The sequence below is a fragment of the Arthrobacter sp. AFG7.2 genome, from assembly GCF_002892835.1.
In the GTDB taxonomy this organism is placed as follows: Bacteria; Actinomycetota; Actinomycetes; order Actinomycetales; family Micrococcaceae; genus Arthrobacter.
Genome location: NZ_PJMB01000001.1, coordinates 715,553 through 734,107, shown reverse-complemented (window position 1 = coordinate 734,107; position 18,555 = coordinate 715,553). Strand labels below are relative to the sequence as shown.

12 protein-coding genes and 2 pseudogenes are annotated in these 18,555 nt (G+C 56.8%); 11 read left to right on the top strand and 3 right to left on the bottom strand.

Translation table 11 applies throughout. The annotated features are described in order from the left end of the window. Window positions 1–40: 40 nt before the first annotated feature. Together CXX84_RS03505 and CXX84_RS19520 are read right to left on the bottom strand one after the other, a co-directional pair. On the bottom strand, window positions 41–1,102 hold the full coding sequence (locus CXX84_RS03505) for a GNAT family N-acetyltransferase (RefSeq protein WP_102975288.1): 1,062 nt from the start codon (window positions 1,100–1,102) through the stop codon (window positions 41–43). After that, window positions 1,099–1,341, bottom strand: a pseudogene (locus CXX84_RS19520) (hypothetical protein); the annotation flags it as partial. The gene CXX84_RS03505 and the pseudogene CXX84_RS19520, both read right to left, overlap by 4 nt. A 756-nt stretch (window positions 1,342–2,097) precedes the next feature. On the opposite strand from CXX84_RS19520, the gene CXX84_RS19515 reads away from it, so the two are divergent. The 9 genes from CXX84_RS19515 (at window position 2,098) to CXX84_RS03455 (ending at window position 12,605) form a co-directional block, all read left to right on the top strand. Then, window positions 2,098–2,601 (top strand): polysaccharide biosynthesis protein, encoded by a 504-nt coding sequence (locus CXX84_RS19515; RefSeq protein ID WP_102975287.1) that lies wholly within the window; start codon window positions 2,098–2,100, stop codon window positions 2,599–2,601. A 48-nt stretch (window positions 2,602–2,649) separates the two neighbouring features. Continuing rightward, window positions 2,650–3,297 carry a sugar transferase gene (locus CXX84_RS03490; RefSeq protein WP_102975368.1) on the top strand — a complete coding sequence of 216 codons (648 nt, stop codon included), beginning with the start codon at window positions 2,650–2,652 and terminating at the stop codon, window positions 3,295–3,297. Window positions 3,298–3,713: 416 nt separating this feature from the next. Continuing rightward, window positions 3,714–4,862, top strand: coding sequence for a hypothetical protein (locus CXX84_RS18935; RefSeq protein ID WP_189337471.1), 1,149 nt, complete (start codon window positions 3,714–3,716; stop codon window positions 4,860–4,862). 508 nt (window positions 4,863–5,370) lie between these two features. Further along, window positions 5,371–6,462, top strand: a complete 1,092-nt coding sequence (locus CXX84_RS03475) for a DegT/DnrJ/EryC1/StrS family aminotransferase (protein ID WP_317614929.1) — start codon at window positions 5,371–5,373, stop codon at window positions 6,460–6,462. A 137-nt stretch (window positions 6,463–6,599) separates the two neighbouring features. Then, a complete protein-coding gene (locus CXX84_RS03470; protein WP_189337470.1) occupies window positions 6,600–7,130 on the top strand; it encodes a YdcF family protein in 531 nt (176 codons plus the stop codon). Between the two features lie 461 nt (window positions 7,131–7,591). Further along, window positions 7,592–7,720 carry a hypothetical protein gene (locus tag CXX84_RS19410; protein WP_262982118.1) on the top strand — a complete coding sequence of 43 codons (129 nt, stop codon included), beginning with the start codon at window positions 7,592–7,594 and terminating at the stop codon, window positions 7,718–7,720. A gap of 311 nt (window positions 7,721–8,031) precedes the next feature. Beyond that, the gene (locus tag CXX84_RS19510) at window positions 8,032–9,234 is read left to right on the top strand and encodes a glycosyltransferase family 4 protein (protein ID WP_102975283.1); all 1,203 of its coding nucleotides are present in this window, start codon (window positions 8,032–8,034) and stop codon (window positions 9,232–9,234) included. Window positions 9,235–9,251: 17 nt separating this feature from the next. After that, the gene (locus CXX84_RS03460) at window positions 9,252–10,277 is read left to right on the top strand and encodes a glycosyltransferase (RefSeq protein ID WP_189337469.1); all 1,026 of its coding nucleotides are present in this window, start codon (window positions 9,252–9,254) and stop codon (window positions 10,275–10,277) included. Between the two features lie 372 nt (window positions 10,278–10,649). Then, complete coding sequence (locus CXX84_RS03455) at window positions 10,650–12,605, top strand: polysaccharide biosynthesis protein (protein WP_223252937.1); 1,956 nt, start codon at window positions 10,650–10,652, stop codon at window positions 12,603–12,605. Between the two features lie 82 nt (window positions 12,606–12,687). On the opposite strand, the gene CXX84_RS03450 is transcribed toward CXX84_RS03455, so the two are convergent. Next, window positions 12,688–13,722 carry an ATP-grasp domain-containing protein gene (locus CXX84_RS03450; protein ID WP_102975281.1) on the bottom strand — a complete coding sequence of 345 codons (1,035 nt, stop codon included), beginning with the start codon at window positions 13,720–13,722 and terminating at the stop codon, window positions 12,688–12,690. A 1,912-nt stretch (window positions 13,723–15,634) separates the two neighbouring features. Between CXX84_RS03450 and CXX84_RS18930 the strand changes: the two genes are divergently transcribed. Then, window positions 15,635–18,301 carry a DNRLRE domain-containing protein gene (locus tag CXX84_RS18930; protein WP_146031812.1) on the top strand — a complete coding sequence of 889 codons (2,667 nt, stop codon included), beginning with the start codon at window positions 15,635–15,637 and terminating at the stop codon, window positions 18,299–18,301. A 96-nt stretch (window positions 18,302–18,397) separates the two neighbouring features. Then, window positions 18,398–18,550: pseudogene (locus CXX84_RS03425) on the top strand (IS3 family transposase); the annotation flags it as partial. Between the last annotated feature and the right edge of the window lie 5 nt (window positions 18,551–18,555).

Below are 18,555 nucleotides of genomic sequence, written 5' to 3'. Positions count from 1 at the left end.
CCCAGGTCCTTGCTTCAGAAAGCGTCGCGCGCTACACAGATCACGGGTGGCGGTAGGCGGGGAAGTATCCGACGGCGGGGCCCGCGGGAGCGGCTTCGACAAGATGTCGATAACGGTCGGGGTCGACGACCAGCTGCCAGCTCGTGACGGGACCGCGCAAGGGGGAAAAGCCGAGTTTGAACCGGAACAGGGGATTCTCCGCGCCGCCCCACCCACTGCCGCTTCCGAGGTTGTAGGCTACATTTCCCCGTTCCTTTGCCCAGTGCTGAACTGTCAGGAGCAGAAGTTTCGCCGGGCTCATCGGGAGGTATTCGCGAGCAGTCCCGCCCACGTAGTACTGCACGTGCCCGCCCACCTCACTGAACAGGCCTGCCGCGATGACCTCACCACCCCGGCGGACCGTTGCAATCCGGAATACCTCCATAGCGGCGAGCTGACTGAAGAAGTCATCGGATCTGCGGTAGAAGTCGCCGGCACCGACGCGGTCCATTGTGTCGCGGTAGATCCGCTTCAGGTCGTCGAGCGCTTCCCAGCCCTCCTCAACCGCTCCAACGAAGCCTGCGCCCGCAAGTTTCGCAAGATCACGCTTGTGGTTCGTGCGCAGTTGCGAGCGCAGGGTGGCGTCATCTTGAGTCAGGTCCACCCATACCGACTCGCCGTGCTCGGCCACCGTGCCGGCGGCCTCAAGCGCATGCGTCATCAGGCGGAGGTGCGGTAGGGGGTGCAGGCGGATGAAGGCGGACACGACGTGCAGCTCCCGCAGCTTCTCGACAAGCGCCGGAACCGCCGAGCGCAGAAAGTCGTTGCGTTCGGCGGGCGTGGCGGTCTTCTGTCGCGAGAGAACAAGCGGAGTCGGGTAGCCGTAGGGGCTCCGCGCGTCGAGGAGGCCTGTCTCAGCACCGGACATCGGCGGAAGCGGCCGGAGCACGATCGGCAGAAAAAGCTCGAAAGTCCGGTCGGCCACATGCACGGCGACCGGAATCTCGCCGTCGGCCGCGGCGTCGAGTCGCGCGTAGGCAGGCAGATGGTAGACATCGTGCGGCTGTCCGTCGAGGACGCTCGGCCACGCGGCGTCGTCGACACCGTACACCTCAGTGATCACCGCACTGCTCCGATGTTTTCATGGTGATGGCCCTTCCGTGCGTTACTTCTTCTGGCCGCGCGGGCCGAGGCGGCGAAGCCGGCAGCGGCCGCCGCCGAGTCCAGGTACTCCGCCGGCTATACCGGGCGGAAGTTGTGGTCGAGCTCGTAAACCAGCGGGACGCCGGTCGGGATGTTCAGCTCGGCGATATCGGGGTCGCTGATGTCGTCGAGGTGCTTCACAAGCACGAGGAGACTCGAAATACACCCTTGGGTTGGGGCTCATCGTCGCCTCCGGGATTAGTGGTGAGTCGGCCTACTGCCAGCCCAGAACCCAATGTAGACCTGATACCCATCGTGATCCAGACCCTGCCGACGGGCTAGAGGCCGGCCGACCGTGGCCGGAGGGACGAGGATAAGCGGGAGGAACTGGCGGCGAGTAATGGCTACCCTCGCTAACAGCGATGCCCGAACTGCCTGCGCACAAATAGTGCTCGCAGCAGTGCTGCTCGCGGTGCTTTGCCGGAGCGCAGGACCAACGGCGAAACCGGGCGGCGCTGGATAACCTGCTTGAGTATGGTGGACGAATTGGCGGCACCTGCTTCCACCGTCGCAAGAGTTGGTTTTCAAGTACGAAGATTATTTTCCGACCCGCTCCAGGCGACGTGTGCCGCGACCTCCGGCTATCCGCTTTGCCGCCCCAATCACCAGAAGCCCAACGGGCCGGCAAGGCCGACATCAACGAGTCAAGGATGAAGAGCCGCATCTTCCTGCTAATCGATCGTCCTCTCGTGGCGGCGGGGACTGCGTTCACTAAAAAGGGCTTCGTAGCTTTTGCGTGCAGGGGGCGATAACACTTCGCCCCAAGTAACGGTCGCGACGAACCGGCTTCCGACCGGTGTTCAGGATCTTGTAAACGGGTAGTGCTGGTCCCTAAAACAGGTAGTCCTTACGTTGGTGTGCCTCGGGTGAGACGATCTAGCGTTTCGTTATGAACTTTGACTTCTTGGGTCGGCCATGGGCATAAGCCGCGGCAGTTTGGGGCTTTTATGCGCGACCGCCAGGGGCGTATCTGGACCGGCAGGTTTTCTGCGTGCTGTTCGGGTTGGCCGTCGAATTAGTTGGATGAACTCGGCGCCGGTATCGGTTGGATTTCGATCTACGAGAATTACGCCTGTAGTGGTCAGCGTTGCTCGGTTCTTTACGACTATTCCCGAGGCCTGCCGGCTGGTTGTACAAACGCGGGGGAGTTACCGGCCAGGAGAAGTACCAATTCTGGACATGAGAGAGCCTGCCCGGACCCTGGACGTGGGCAGACGAAAGATTGCCGGCTCTGGTCGTGCGATCATGATTTCAGTTACCGGCCTTCGGCGGGGCGAAGAAGTGCACAAGGTCCCTGTAGGACTTTTCGAGTCGATGGACGGCCAGTCCATCCAAAGGTCAGTCACACCGGACTGCCGCCTCTGTCCCCGAAGCATTTCCTGTTCAACCACTGGGCGCGGAAGAATGCCCAGAGTATAGATGAACCTCTGAAGTTCGAAGCCAAAAGAGCTAATGATGGACACCAACATGGATGACCGCACTAGGGCGTACCTGGCCAGACGAGCGATTGTGGAGAAGGGTGCAGCTGGATTGATGCTGATTGTTCTCTCGCCGCTCTTCATGTTGATCTCATTGCTCATAGCGGTACGCATGGGAAAGCCTGTTCTATTCAGACAAACCCGTATCGGCCAATTCGGGGAGGTCTTCACTCTCCTCAAATTTCGCACGTTGATCAATAATGCAGAAGAGATCGGCGGAGGGAAAATCCCGCGGGAGTTGAATCTGGTGCCTCCGCTTGGCCAGAAGCTTCGCTTGTCCAGTTTGGACGAGCTCCCCCAGTTGGTGAATGTACTTCGTGGAGAAATGAGCTTCGTGGGACCGCGTCCTGCGCTACCGGACCAGTACGCGGAGTATACTCCCGAGCAGTCCCGACGAGTTTTGGTACCTCAAGGGATAACAGGGCTGGCGCAGGTGACCCACAGGAATGCGGCCCCATGGAGCATTCGTATTGAAAAAGACCTGGAATACGTTTCGAACGTTGGGCCCTTGCTGGACCTTAAAATCTTGGTTCGCACCATTTATAAAGTAGTTCGTGCTGATGGCGTCATAGCAGAGGTCCCGGCCGATTCCACGGGTATCATCATTCAAAAAGTCCGCGCTCCAGAGCTGAATTGAACAATGTGAAGCTGTTCCGCCAGACTGACTTACGATCGATCACCTTGCTGGCAGCAGCGCAAGCAAAGGCGGCTTCTTTCCATCTTCGCTATAGGGCGTTTCTGCGCTCGGGGAGATGGGTTGACGTTCTTATCGCTGACTCGCAGGGGGTAGTTGGAGTCATCGATAGCTGGGGGTACTCGTGCACTACGCGCACACGACGTTCGCCTGTTCGGTAACTACGGTTGAACAGCTTAGTAGTCGAATAAACCATGCACGCGCGAAGGTCGCTTCTCGTGCCCGATGGCCTACCGGCAGGGCGCTGGGCCGGCAGTTCCACCAAGAGTGCAGATGGCATAGAGTTACCTCGCGTACTGATCCGTCGGCGACCAAGGGATTTCCAGTTCATTGGACTGGCGTCGAAAGCGAGAAGCCAGTTGCGTAAGTTGCATGTTTTTTTGTCTTCTGGCCTTGGCGCTTTAACGAGTATTGCGCCAACGATTTCGGCGCTTCTGCTTCTCTCGACCCAGGAGTTTGGTGCATTTGCATTCTTATACGCGGCTTTTGCTCTCGGTTGGTCGGTCTGCCTGTCAGTTGTTTGTGATGCATTTCTGCGTGCAGTTAGCTGCCGCGGCACGTGGGCGGAATACTCATCAACTCTTGTAGGCTTGTCGACGGTTATTGCTTTAGTGGCCGTTGTTGTCGCCTTGTTCATATACCCAGATGTTCTATCGGCAGTGTTGGCATCAGGCGCCATAGGGTTCGCCATCTATCGCCTTGGGGCGCGCTTTTTTCGATCGCTCGAATTCAGCGCCGCGTCGGTGCTTTGGGTCGATGCGTGCAACCTGTCCGTCTTCTTAGCCGTGCTCTTCAGCGCAATGGCCATCGGGGTAGACCATCTGATGGCGCACTCCGCGGCCTGGGTCATCGCCGGTGTAGCAAGCATGATCATCTCACCGCCCCTCTTGTCTAATCCGTTCAAGGCACTTTTGGTGTGGTGCAGGCTCAGGTGGGGAACCATCCGGACGCTATTATCGGATTCAATTATTATGGATTGTGGAGCTATCGTTGGCCCATTGCTGTTACTGCCCGGATTGAGCGTCCAGGGATTCGGAATATATCGCGGCGTTTCCAGCGTGGCATCGCCAGCGCAACTTCTTCTCGAACCTATAAGACCAAATTTGGCTCGGATGTCCTACGCTCGGCGCACAGACGTAAAGTTGCTGGTGGGAGTCTGCGGGACTGGGTTGGTGATGTCAGGTGCCTGTTTTATCGCGCTTCTATCCATAAGCCACTTTCAATTAGTGCAAGGAACACTCGCCGCGCTTTCAGCGTTTGCTGTGCCATGCTCAATTTTTGTGTTTACTAATTTCCTCGGGCATTTCTATTACTTACTGAGTAGAGCGCACTCGTCGGCCAACCGGATTCGCGCCGGACGATTTGTTCAGACCGTGCTTGTCATGGCTTGTCCGCTGGTCGGGGCAGCACTGTTTGGGTTGTCAGGTGCAATTTGGGGATTTGTTGGAGCCACTATGCTTTCCTCGGTGACTTGGGCATCACTCACGCTCACATCCCTAGGAGAATGAGCAATTTTCAGTTTGTGCGCCGCCTTGCTGTTCTTTGCTACCTCAAGTACTTCGAAGGCTGGGTCAGAGTCCCAAGCATCCTGTGTTGAGGGGCAGGATCGCGCAGCATAACGTTGGTGATCGTCAGCGGCAGGGAAATCGCCCACATATGCCCGCGTGCCTGTAGGCGATGGCCATTGGCAATGGCGATGCCCCTGCAAGGAGTGACGATCAACGCCGGGAGCATATCCGGCGGAGAATGCCGCGGGGTGTTGCTGTTGCTCTTCATCGGATCCCCCCCGGGTTAAGACGGCACGCACAATCCTTAGTACTGCTGCAAGTAGTGCAGGCCTGAAAATCGAGTAGTTAATGCGGTGGTTTCGTCCGTCCGCCGCCAGATACCTTTTCACCATGAATCTTCGCCTGACGAGTCAGGGCCCACCTGAACGTACGGGCCGCTGGAAGTATGCAGCCTTGAGAGGTGCTGATGAGCACTAGGATCTACATGTCGTCACCTGATGTAGGAGGTTTGGAGGAGAAGTTTGTCCTGGATGCAATCCGGTCTGGGTGGGTGGCGCCGTTGGGGCCGGATGTCGATGGGTTCGAGGTCGAGTTAGCGGAACGGGTAGGTGCGTCCTACGGCGTGGCTCTCGTATCGGGGACAGCGGCACTTCATTTGGCGTTGCTGAGTCATGGTATTGGAGCTGGTGACGTGGTATTGACCGCAACCATGACTTTCGCGGCCACTGCTAACGCTATCTGTTACACAGGAGCGCAACCATATTTTATCGATAGTGATGCGTCAGGCAATATCAGTACTGCTTTGTTGGAGGAAGCGGCAGAAAGGCTCGTGGCTGAATCCCGCCCCGTTAAGGCCATAGTTGCGGTGGATCTGCTAGGCAAAGTGTGTAATTACGCCGAAATAGAACGCATTGCCGCACGATTTGGAATGGTGGTCATTGCCGATGCTGCGGAGTCACTGGGCGCCACTCGCGGGGGTAAAGCTGCCGGGTCGTTTGGGGATACAGCCATCGTGTCCTTCAACGGGAATAAGATCATGACCACGTCCGGCGGCGGGATGCTTTTAACGGGAACCAGTGCAATTGCTAACCGCGCACGTTACCTGGCTACTCAAGCAAGGCGGCCTGTGGCTCATTACGAGCACACTGACATCGGCTACAACTACCGAATGAGCAATCTCTTAGCTGCCATGGGTAGGGCGCAACTTCTAAGGTTGGATGAGATGCTTTCCAAACGCCGCCGCCACCGTGAAACCTATCGTGACTTTTTCGCTGGGGTACAGGGTGTGGAAATCTTCGGTGCTCTTGATGACCAGGAGGATAACTGCTGGCTCACCTCGGTAGTGGTGGATTCCGAACTGTCAGGGTTCACTGCTCAGGCTCTGGCCGGCCACATGGACGCAGAAAACATTGAGACCCGCCCGCTCTGGAAGCCAATGCATCTTCAGCCCGTTTTTGCCGGGGCGGAGCGTCTCGTTGACGGTACGTCAGAAAGATTATTCAAAACTGGTCTCGCTCTTCCCTCGGGTTCGGCTTTGACCGCAGAGGAGTTTTCACGCGTTATCGAGCATCTTAGCTTTTTCCTGGCATCCCGAAACTGATGCCCGGCGAGGAAAAATATTCAGCCACTGCCGCTATCAAGATTTGAGCTTGTCACGTGAGACGTCCTCCAGCTTCGAAAAGTCGCCGACCTATGGTGGGTAGCCGTGGTGCTCGCCGTCAACGTGTTCAGGGGGCGGTGATTACTGCACTGGCTTGGAGCAGTGTCGTGCTGGCTACGTGGGTCACCGCCGGTTTCTTCGTCTTCGTGGTTCCAGCGGTGGACCGCCCTCAGCGGGCGGATGCCATTGTGGTCTTAGCGCCCGTTGTTGGAACCGGGCGTCTGGAGCTGGCTGAAGAGCTGATGTCCGACGGACTTGGGACACTGCTCGTTGTTTCCATGCCTGATGGCGTTCACCGACACAACTTTTCTGAAGTTTGCCGTGCAAACCGCAGCTATCGAATCATTTGCTTCGATCCAGACCCCGTGACTACTCAAGGCGAAGCCAGAGCCATCCAGCGATTGAGCGAAGAGTTCAATTGGGGCAGCATCACTGTCGTGACAAACGAATTCCATGTCGCCCGAGCCGAGCTCATAATTCAACGCTGCTACTCATACGAGCTCAATATGGTAGCTGTCAGGAGCGATTTGGCTCTCAAGGATTGGGCCTATCAATTCCTTTATCAGAGTGCCTCGTGGGCGAAAGCCGCGATTAGTTATGAGTGTTGAGCGAAAGTGAGGCTCGCAGCAGGAAACCCTAGGTACATCACTGTAGTTCACGGTGTTGCTGGCCGCTGGGTCAGGACGTCGGCAACGACTTCTTCCGGGGTGGCAGGCCTCATCCCGACCGGTAGACGAAGCCGATACCGGGTCCACGGCTGGAACGGCCTTCAGGACCGCAGCTCCAGACTAAAGTCTTGCCCGGATGCGCCCGGACGGTCTCTCGGATTCTACTCCGGACCGGCAGGCCACCCCTGTGGGACCTGGACCCGGCCACTGGGAAGCGAATCGGCTCCTCCCAAGCAACCGCTCCGTTACGAGCGCGGCGCTCCTGGTGACATGATCCACGTGGATGTCAAGAAACTCGGGCGCACCCGGAAGATTGCGGCTGCCGGGCCGACCCTTCCCAGAACCTGGCCAACCACCGCACCTCGCACCAGAAACTGGGCTTCGACTACGTCCACGTCACCGTGGACGACTACACCCGCTTCGCGTACGCCGACGTCCTGCCCGACCTGACGGGCCCGACCTGCGCCGGCTTCCTCACCAGGGCTGCAGCCACCATTTACGTCCAACCAAGGGTCTTCACCCATTCATGATGTAACCAACGTCCTGACTCAGTACACCTAGGGCCATGCCGGAGTTGAACGCAGCAATGCGAAGATTGCATATGAACCTGCGGCCAAACGGAGGGATGCTTCGGCCCAGCCACATATATCTTTCCGCAGACTTCAACAGTGACCAAGCACGGCCGTGACGGGTAGGGCGACTCCCAAAAACAGGTACTTCCTACGGTGGCTAGTCTCAATGAGGTGACTTAGCGTTTCTAAAATGAACATCGACTTTCGGGGCCAGCTATCACCATGGCGATTCTCGAGCAGTTCAGCCGACCTTCGTACCAAGGCTCCGCGTGAATGAACAGCGAAAGATAACTTTGCTCGTAACATCGGAATCAACGGCGATTTCTTTTTACCCGGGCTACGCGGAGTTTCTGCGATCGAAGGGATGGAATGTCACTATCATCGCAAGCTCGCAGGGAGAGTTAGAGTCATCAGAGGCTTTAGCAGGTGCATCAATTCACGCTGTTCCAATGAAGCGGAATCCATCTCCCGCGCATGATTTACGGAGTCTCTACAAGCTGCTGAGGAAGTTAGGCGAGATATCACCCGATGTTCTCGTCTTTGCGACACCGAAGGCTAGTCTACTCGGATCAATAGCAGGATTTTTGCTTAAGGTGCCTATCAGGAGCTACCACTTGTGGGGCCTCCGATTAGAAACTGAACACGGTCTCCGAAGGAGAATTTTTCTAGGTCTCGAACGATTAACGTCTTTATTGGCAACTGAGGTAGTTGCCAATAGTCCGAGCTTAGCTGCACAGGCGCTGAAAATCGGGGCATCCGCGGGGCGCCCTATCTCGGTGATTGGTGCCGGAAGCGGACTTGGCGTTGATTTGGAACACTACTCTCCTGACGCGCAACTTCCGCCTACGGACCCCGCAACGCGCAGATTCATTGGCGACGCTGGTGGTTTCACTATTGGTTTTGTCGGGAGGATACATCCGGACAAGGGGATCGATACTCTGATAAGTGCGGCGTCCGCACTGTCGCAAGAACGGTCCGGGGTGCGTCTCATGTTAATTGGGGCTGAGGATGGGGCCGCCCTTGAAAAGTTGTTGTGTGGGGTGCCTGATTCTCTTAACGTCCATGTTGCTGGGAGCGTCAGCGATGTTAGGCCCTACTACTCCGTTATGGACATTCACTGCCTGCCGACGCTGAGGGAAGGATTCCCTAACGTTGTTTTGGAGGCCTCTGCGATGGGGATACCAACTATCACTACAGATGCAACTGGTGCGATCGATTCTGTGCTCAATGAGAAAACCGGGTATATATTCCCGAAAGGAGACTCGGAAACTCTATGCGATCGTTTGCGCCGCTTGTACGACCAGCCTGAGTTGCGCCATGAGTTTGGCCAAGCAGCCCGCGCATACGTTGAAAGCTCTTTTAGTCGATCGGTGCTATGGAACCTGCACGAACGCCATTTGCGCAAGCAGCACGATGAGATACACGGGACAGGGACAGGCAGCGCGTATGAGGCGAATGGCTGCTGGCCATGAGAAAGCAAACGTCCCTCGTGACTGTCGCTACGTATGGCGCCGCCGGCAGTAGTGCACGAGTGCGAATCTATGAGTGGTTGCGTTTCCTGAACCTCACGGCAGTACAAAACGACTACCTAGGGGGGCGCGAAAACGGCCTGGGAACACTTATTCATGGACTGCCACGTGTCATCAGCGCGGAGTCGAATCTGCGACGCCTCTCCAAGCAACTATCAACGTCAACGTTACTCATGAGCCGCGAAGCGTCGCCGTTCAGCAACGGAAGATTGGAGTCTTCCCTGTTGGCCAAGGCAGGCCATGGAATCTACGACTTCGATGACGCCATGTTCAATGCCCGTCCCACTATGCCTAAGAAGCTGTGGAGCAAGGCAAAGGTTTGGTCTGCTGCTGTGCGGTCCGCCGATACGGTCATTGCCGGCAACGATTACTTGGCCGAACACGCGGCAAAACTGCGCAACGACGTTGTTATTATACCTAGCTGTGTGAATCCTCGCGAATACATACCTAAATCTAACTATTCGTTGAACGAAATTCCGACCTTGATTTGGATGGGATCACCAGCCACCGAGCACTATTTACAGCTGATCGCGGAGCCTCTTTTATCCATTAATGCTCAAACACGAATACGGCTGATCATCGTGAGTGCGGGATGCAGGTCACTTGGTCAACTTGATCAAATAGTGGAGCGAGTAAACTGGTCGGCGCAGACTTTTGGATCAGTTCTAGCCCAGGCTGACATAGGCATCATGCCCTTGGATAAGTCCTTGTACGCTCAAGGTAAATGCGCATATAAGCTCCTTCAATATGGTGCGGCAGGGCTGCCCGCTGTAGGCAGCCCAGTGGGCGCCAACCGCGCGGTCATAGATTCCATGGGTGGGCATTGCGCTACCAACAACCAGGAATGGGAGCAGTCTCTGCGGGATCTAATTACATCTGCAGTAGCGGACAGGGCAGCGTTGGGGATGCGGGCGCGAGACGTTGTTAGTAGGAGTTATAGTTTCGATTGCTGGGCTGAATTGTGGCGCAGGACTACGGGAATCTAGTCCATCTCACGGGGTCTATCGAGGACGGCTTTCGAAAATATGGGAGTAAGGTCTCGTTGAAATTGGGAGGCGTTCACGCGGCCGTGTTGCCAACGGAGCTATCGCAATAGCTATTTTGACGCGGGTAAAAAGGATACGAGCGCACTCGAGGTGTTCACAATGATCGGCTTCTAAGTTGCTTGTTCTCACCATGATCTATGCCTGCCTGCTGTCTGGTGCACAAAGCAGGTAGCGCGAAGGGCGCAGTCGAGTACTTTCTACGGTGGTTCCGAGTGTACGCGGCGAAGTAGCGTTTCAGTATAAAGCTTCGTGAGGTCGGCTCTGCCCCTGCGAAACTCGCCACATTTATGCACGCCAGTTTTGGAATAGGCAGTGGTATCTAATGAAGTTATTTTGGAACCAGGCATGATCGGAAACTTCGGCGGCGTTCAAACGCCGAAATTTGCTCCCAGCATCGAGTTCATTCGAGGTCGGATCCTCGAGCGAATTCGAATGGACCACACTAACATCCGGCCGCAGGCAGGGCAGGTATTCCGCTGGAAAGAGTATGTCGTTGACGCAGGGATCTGGGCGACTGCCCTCCCAATCGGCACTTTGCTCCGACTCGATTTCGACCCAACGAGAATCAGGCCGTCATTTCTTGTCATGGCGATCCTTCTGGCCGTCGTACTACAAGCCCTATTTGGATGGGCGTTCGGCCTATACAGGTTTTTCCACCCCTATGGTTCGCGACATGATGCCCTAAACCTCATGCTGGTGGTAGCGACCGTGGGCGTGGTCCTCACGGTCGTCAGACTCTTAGCTCCGGCATCTGACGATTTTCCGCGGAGCGCGCCGTGCATCGGGCTGCTTGTTGCTTTTGTACTGATGGGGGGTGCGCGTCTGATACATAGAGGGCTCACCGATCGACGCCAGCGTCCTGGGGTATCTGCCACTCCCGCTCTCGTGTATGGCGCGGGGCACCTGGGGCAACATGTCATCCAGCAGATGAACACTGACAGATACTCACCGTTCCGCCCCGTGGGCATCGTTGATGACAATCCTCGGCTTCGGAAGTTCCGCTTGGAAAGGGTTCCGGTTCTTGGTGGACGGGCTCAACTGCGACGGGTGGCAAATGACACTCGGGCTAAAGTACTTGTTTTTGCAATAGCGCGAGCGAATGCCGAACTGCTGAGGGAGGTTTCCGATTGTGCGGATGCTGCCGGCCTCCGGCTTCTTGTCCTGCCCCCGCTCGCTGACATCCTCGAAGGCCGTACTGGCCTCGGCGACTTGCGGGAAGTGTCTATTGACGACCTGATTGGCCGCCACGCTGTTGACACGGAATTAGATTCAATCGCAGGGTTCATCACAAACAAGCGAGTTTTAGTAACAGGCGCAGGCGGCTCCATAGGGTCCGAGCTTTGCCGTGTCATCACGCGATTTGCGCCCGCCGAAGTGATCATGCTGGATCGGGACGAAACAGGTTTGCAGGGAACGCAAATTTCGATTGCGGGCCACGGCTTGCTGGATACAGACGAAGTGGTCCTTGCTGACATCCGTGATGAAAAGTCCATTCACGACATATTTTTGCAGAGGCGACCTGAGGTAGTGTTCCACGCTGCTGCGCTTAAGCACCTACCTATGCTGGAGCAGTACCCTCACGAAGCCTGGCAGACAAATGTCCTCGGAACCCTTAATGTTCTCCAAGCCGCTAAGGCGGCAGGTGTTGAAACTTTCGTCAACATCTCCACGGACAAGGCGGCAAATCCAACAAGTGTGCTTGGTTACTCAAAAAGGTTGGGTGAGAGATTGACGGCATGGTTCGCCAACGACACAAAGAGAGCATACTTGTCAGTGCGCTTCGGCAACGTCATAGGCAGTCGCGGCTCCATGCTGCCGACGTTCAAGGCGCAAATTGAGGCGGGGGGTCCATTGACCTTGACGCACCCAGACGTGACTCGTTACTTCATGACCATCCCGGAGGCTTGCCAGCTGGTTGTCCAAGCAGGAGCGATAGGTTCCCCCGGGGAAGTACTTATCCTGGACATGGGGGAGCCCGTTCGAATCTTAGATGTGGCCGAACGAATGATTGCAAAGTCCGGTCGAGATATCAGTATCTCGATTACCGGCCTCCGGCATGGTGAAAAGCTGCATGAAGAGCTCGTCGGGACTGGCGAAACAGATGAACGACCGATTCATCCCAAGATTAGCCATACAGTCGCGCCGCCCCTTTTCCCGGATGAACTCTCCCTGAATCATTGGGATCCACACACCTTTAAAGGCGCTGAACGGACTTTTGCCAGGACAAGCCTGGAGCCGCCAATGAACACTCAAACAATGCCGTTTTAGCCTGGCTGGAAAGTATCCGCGTCCCTCGCCTGCAACTGTCATCTGGTACAACCTACCGCGAAGAATTAAAGCGAACCGGGTATCAAGAGCGCTCTCCTACAATAGAAAATGTTTTATGCGACGTAACGCCTGCAGTATAAGATAGCAAGTCCTCAGTCGCGACAGATTTTCCTTCGGCCCAGCGAACATATGCACGTGGCACGTCGGCCCCAGCAAAGTGGCTAAAAGGATATCCGCCCCCAAATCGCGGGTTGACATCGATGAGCCATTGTTTTCCTTCGTCATCGCAAATAATATCTGTATCCATGAGTCCGCGATGCTGTGCGAAGTGCGCCAGAGCGCGGGCTGTATCTTCAAATTCCGCCGCGCTAACTGTTGTTGCAGAGGCTGTCTCTCCATCTCGCATCACGATTTTCTTTCTAGCCAACACTCCGGCAAAATCAGCATGAAAGTCGTTGATTACATCAACCCCATACTCGCGTCCTCTAACGTAACGCTGAAGGACTACCGCGTGTGCTGCCTGCTCGCGGCGGAGGACTTCTCTTCCCCGTACGTCGCGAACTCTTGCCAAAGATGTTTCCAAGTCGCGGGAAAGGTCACCGATATTTGAAAGCAGTAAACCAAATGAACCGCTGCCGTAACGGTTTTTAATTATTATCCGCTCTCCTAGTGCTGATGCGCTTTTAGAGCCGTAGAGAATGTCAAAAGCGGAAACAGTCAAGGGAACGTTTAGTCCGGCAGCTGCCAGTGCATAATATGTCAAAAGCTTATCTTCAAGCACGGTTTGAACTGCTGGGGGCAGGCAGATGAACTTTGTGGGGCCGGATATTCGCGCAAGCCCGAGTTCAGACCATAACGAATTCTCGTAGTCATTTAGGCTAAGTGCCAGGTCGATTGCGTGTTCTTGGCAGAGTAACGCAATTTCTTGGCCATAGTTCGGGTCGTTAACCCGGGGTAGCAAAATGAGTCCGTCTGAGGAGTATTGAGCGGGAACATCGGGGCTGCAGTCGCCCACCAGTATTTGCCCTGGCACATCTTCGGCGGCCAGCGCTCTTTTAAACCACTCTACGAGGTAGTTCCTTCGACCTGCAGATGCCAATAGTATTCTCAACGTCACTGGGAACTACTCGCATTCATGGTGAAGTATGCCTGAAACGAGAGCATAATCTGGGTGCCTCACTGTCTTCAGAGTGGTCGTGCTTCGTTATACACAACTGGGGAGTGCCTGTCGCGCTTCTCCAGGTAAGTGGGTTTTGGCGCCTGCGCGTCCTGGGGTGTAAGCCTCAGCGATATGAGCGAAAGCGTTATCAATTGATCCGCCTGCCTGGGAACCTGCTGGCCCGCTGTGCACACCTCCTAACGCATGGAGCCCTTTGCGAGCTATGCACGCCATTATCCTCTGCCGCTTCACAAATGCTCAAAGATATTCATGTGGTGTTTCCGCTTGCGCAGTTCGTGGTCGTCGTGTGAAGTAGGGCGCCACCCATTTTTCATAGACTCGTACCCGGAGGAGCCGGCGGATGTGCTCGGGCACATCTCAACGCTGCCCACCGCTACGAGTTCCTGATCCCCGGGTGCGGGAAGCCGTGTAGCGACAGTTCATCAAGACCATCAAGCCGACCTGGCCATCACACACCAGGCCGTTCACGGCAGAGGCAATTAGTCTGAGTGCCGCATGACCCGTTTGTACGATCGGCGGTAGGGCGCTGGCTGATAGGGTCTGCTCCACGGACGGGCAGGTCAGCTTTGCAATGTCTGGAGCCGCGGATCCACCCCGATTCATGCGGGCATAGCGCCGGCAGCGTTGCATTTGGGCGTTCAGGTTAGGAGATACATCTCAAGCCGAAGCGGCGGACGCTCAAACAAGTACGTGAGTACACAAAGACAAGTACTGGATTACCCGGATGCCAAGGGTGGGGGCTGTCTAAAGTCGGAGGACAGCACGAGGTTTTGCCCGCTGGAACAAGGGCCGCAACTGGCCATGGAAGCAAACGAAGGGTTTGCCCGTTTTCGCCGTAATCGGCGTCTTTTTATTGGTGGCGTAGGCAAAGGCGCCTACGTCTGGACCCTAGGAAACACAATGCATGTAACTTTGCCGGATGCCGACGGCCAGGACTCTGGTTGCCCTCACCAGTTCGTGGGCAGTTGCGATATGTGCAGCTCTCGAAATGGTATTCGCACTCGGTCCGAGGCGGACCTGGTAGTGGGACAAAACGATGTGGATCGGCACGAGTTTGACTGAAATGGCCGGGATACGGGCTCTAATCCCAGCTTTCGCTCACTTGATGTCAGTCTGACCCAACCCCTCTTTCAGCTGAGGGGCAACCATCCTCCCGGGACGGTGAGGCATACGACGGCGGCCCGCGTGCCGCCGTCGTACATCTTTTTAGGACTGGTGGTTTTATCCACTACAGATCATTTCTGCTTGGGAATCCACACGACGCGTCCACCCCGCCACCTGTGAGATTGTCACAGCGCCAGTTGGGAGCCGATCCGTTCGAGTGGGCAGTCGGCATTGGGTGGTGAGGGCACTATCGCCCGAAGTAGCTTTTGCGCTGGCCCGAGGTGAAAAGGTTCCAATCTAGGAGGGTGGGGTGTCTCGTGGCGCCGGGAAGCTGTCTGAGCTTCGCCATCTCGCACGGCGTCCCGGAGCGAAAAAATTCCCCGATTCCTAACTGGCTCAGAGGAATTGGGCCGCAGGGGTGTTGCTGGAAACCCGTGCCTTTGACCCCCTGGTGATCTGAGGCCGTGATCCGGGGAGAAAAGGGGGGTGCCACCCATTGACCCCGTCCCAACGCTCAGAGGATACTCGAATTATTGGCTGTGCTGGGACGCAGCCAGATATAGATGGCAAATACACGAAGCCGTTTATGTGGGTTCTGAATGCAACTGGCGTCGCTTCACGGCTTGCCGCAGCGCTCGCTTTCTATCTGTAATTAGTCGTCTCCGAGGCGGCTGGAGCTGAGCCAGTCGGTCTAGTCCCCACCGCGAGCCACCCGTTTTCGAGGGGGTTTGCAGAGGAATACGCCATGCTCCGTAACTTCCGGCTTTTGCTTGCCTCGTTGTTGGCCGTGGCAATGATAGGCACTTTTGCTTTAGTTAATTCCGCGCTTTGGATGGCGGACGCCGCCCCGACTACTGTCACCCTAAACCCGGAGGCGGACAGCTATGTATCGACCTCAGCGCCCACCAGCAATTACGGCAGCGCGACGTCTTTGTCCGTCTCGGAGAGCAGCTATCGCGTACTGCTGCGGTTCGATGTTTCGCTCCCGGTAGGCAGTAGTATCACCAGCGTAAATCTCAAACTGTATTCAAATACTTCGTTGAATGGGCGCTTGATCGTACACCCCTCCTCTAACGATTGGGTTGAGACGACCGTAACAGCAGAAAACCAGCCGCTTTGGCAAACAGCTGAACTGGGCAGGACGGGCACTCTCCGCTCGAAGCAATATGCCAGCGCGTCATTGCCAACGAATGCCATTGCCACTTCTGGCAAGGTTAGTTTCGGGATCAACACAACTGCAGGGGTGAAGGGAAACCTGGCGTCTCGAGAATCAACGCAGCGCCCCCAACTTGTTATCGTTTACGAGCCCTCCACGCCGACGCCGACGCCGACGCCGACGCCGACAGCGACGCCCACGCCGACGCCGACACCGACTCCGACGCAGACAGTGACGCCGACTCCGACGGCGACGCCCACACTTACACCGACGTCGACAGCGCCGGCTAACGCGCCGAAGAATATCCGCTTGGATCCTGCTTACACCACGGATCTTGAGCACACCGCCCGGTTCCTATGGGACCCAGTGCCGAACGCAACCCTGTACCGGCACTACATCAACGGTGTGGCTGTAGCGGGCGAGGATGACACGGGTGCAAGTGAAACGATCCGGAACCTCCAGCCAGCAACTGCCTACACGTTCGCGGTGGGTGCTTTTGTCGGCGGTGCAGAGTACAAGTCTGCTCCCTTCAGCTTCACAACTGCAGGCGCGGCCCCGACGCCCACGCCAACCCCCACGCCGACTCCGACTCCGACGCAGACGGCGACGCCCACGCCGACTCCGACGCAGACAGTGACGCCCTCGCCGACTCCGACGCAGACAGTGACGCCCACGCCAACCCCGACGCAGACAGCGACGCCCACTCCGACTCCGACAGTTCCGGCTAACGCGCCGAGGAATATCCGCCTGGATCCTGCTTACACCACGGATCTTGAGCACACCGCCCGGTTCCTTTGGGATGCAGTGCCGAACGCAACCCTGTACCGGCACTACATCAACGGTGTGGCTGTAGCGGGCGAGGATGACACGGGTGCAAGTGAAACGATCCGGAACCTCCAGCCAGCAACTGCGTACACGTTCGTGGTGGGTGCTTTTGTCGGCGGTGCAGAGTACAAGTCTGCTCCCTTCAGCTTCTCAACTGCAGGCGCGGCCCCGACGCCCACGCCAACCCCGACATCAACGCAGACAGCAACGCCCACGCCGACACCGACGTCGACAGCGCCTGCTAACGCGCCGAAAAATATCCGCCTTGATCCTGACTACGCCTTGGATCTCCAACATACCGCCCGGTTCCTTTGGGACGCAGTGCCGAACGCAACCCTGTACCGGCACTACATCAACGGTGTAGCGATAGCGGGCGAGGACGACACCAGTACAAGTGAAACGGTGGTGAACCTTCAACCGGGAACGGCGTATACGTTCACCGTCGGTGCTTTCGTCGGCGGTGCAGAGTACAAATCTGCTCCCTTCAGCTTCACCACCGCCGCTACTTCGCCAACGCCCACACCCACGCCAACCCCCAGCGAGGGTGGTTGGGACATCGCGGCGGTGGGTGACATGAACACCCCCGGCAACACATCCATGGCCACGCACAGCGGCGCCAATGCCACAGCGATTTTGAACGGCATGAACGGCGGAACGATCGACCACTTCCTCGGTCTGGGTGACTTTCAGTATGACTGGGGCACGTGCGCGAACCTCGTGAACTACTGGCAAAAGGTCTGGGGCGGCGTGCTGCCGAAGACATACTGGGCGGCTGGGCCGGGCCACGACGTAGATCTGACCGTTGGATTCAACGACATCGGTAAGTACATGAACGGGCAGTGCGCCGGGAACACGACCAAGAGCGCCACGAACACCCATTTGAACAGGTATGTGGACGCTTTGGAATGGTACTCATTCGATCAAGGCAACTGGCATGTTCTCCACGCGCCGACGGCAGCATGGCGGTACAACGCTACGCGGGCACAGGCCATGACGGCCGAGATCGATGCAGATCTGGCAGCTGCTAAGGCGCAGGGCAAGCACCTGGCTGTGATGTATCACGACCCGTATTTCACCTCTACTACTTCATCGCATACCCGCGAAACGAAGGTGAAGCCTTGGATCGACGTGTTTTGGAAGTACAAGGTCCGGTTACTGCTGTCCGGTTCCCAGCACAACTATGAACGGTCATGCCCGGTAGACAACACGGACCAGTGTGTGGGTGACGGGATGCAACAGTTTCAGGTTTCAACCGGCGGGAGGGAACCGCTGCGGTCGTTCCTCGATTCACCGTCGTACATCCAGAGGCGCTTTGCTGACACATATGGCCATCTGCTGATGTCACTGTTCCCGGACGGTTCCTACACCTGGAACTTCAAGCCCGTCGGAGGTGTACTTCAGACTGACAGCGGATCCCGGCCGGCTGGATAAGTTAGGGGCAGCCCCCGGTTTTGTTGACCCGGGGATGGGCATCGTGGCGGGGGAGAACAGGGTCCAGAGCTTGTGCAGGGACCACGGCTTCTAGTCGGTGTTCACAGGACGATGGGCAGGGTCGGTGCGTGCAGGGACAATTCCGCGATGGAATCGTTCTTCCCGTTGCTGCAAAAGAACGTCCTGAACCGTCAGCGGTGGTTTATCAGGCAGGACCTGCGCCTGGCCATCACATCCTGGAGAGACCGCTGTGC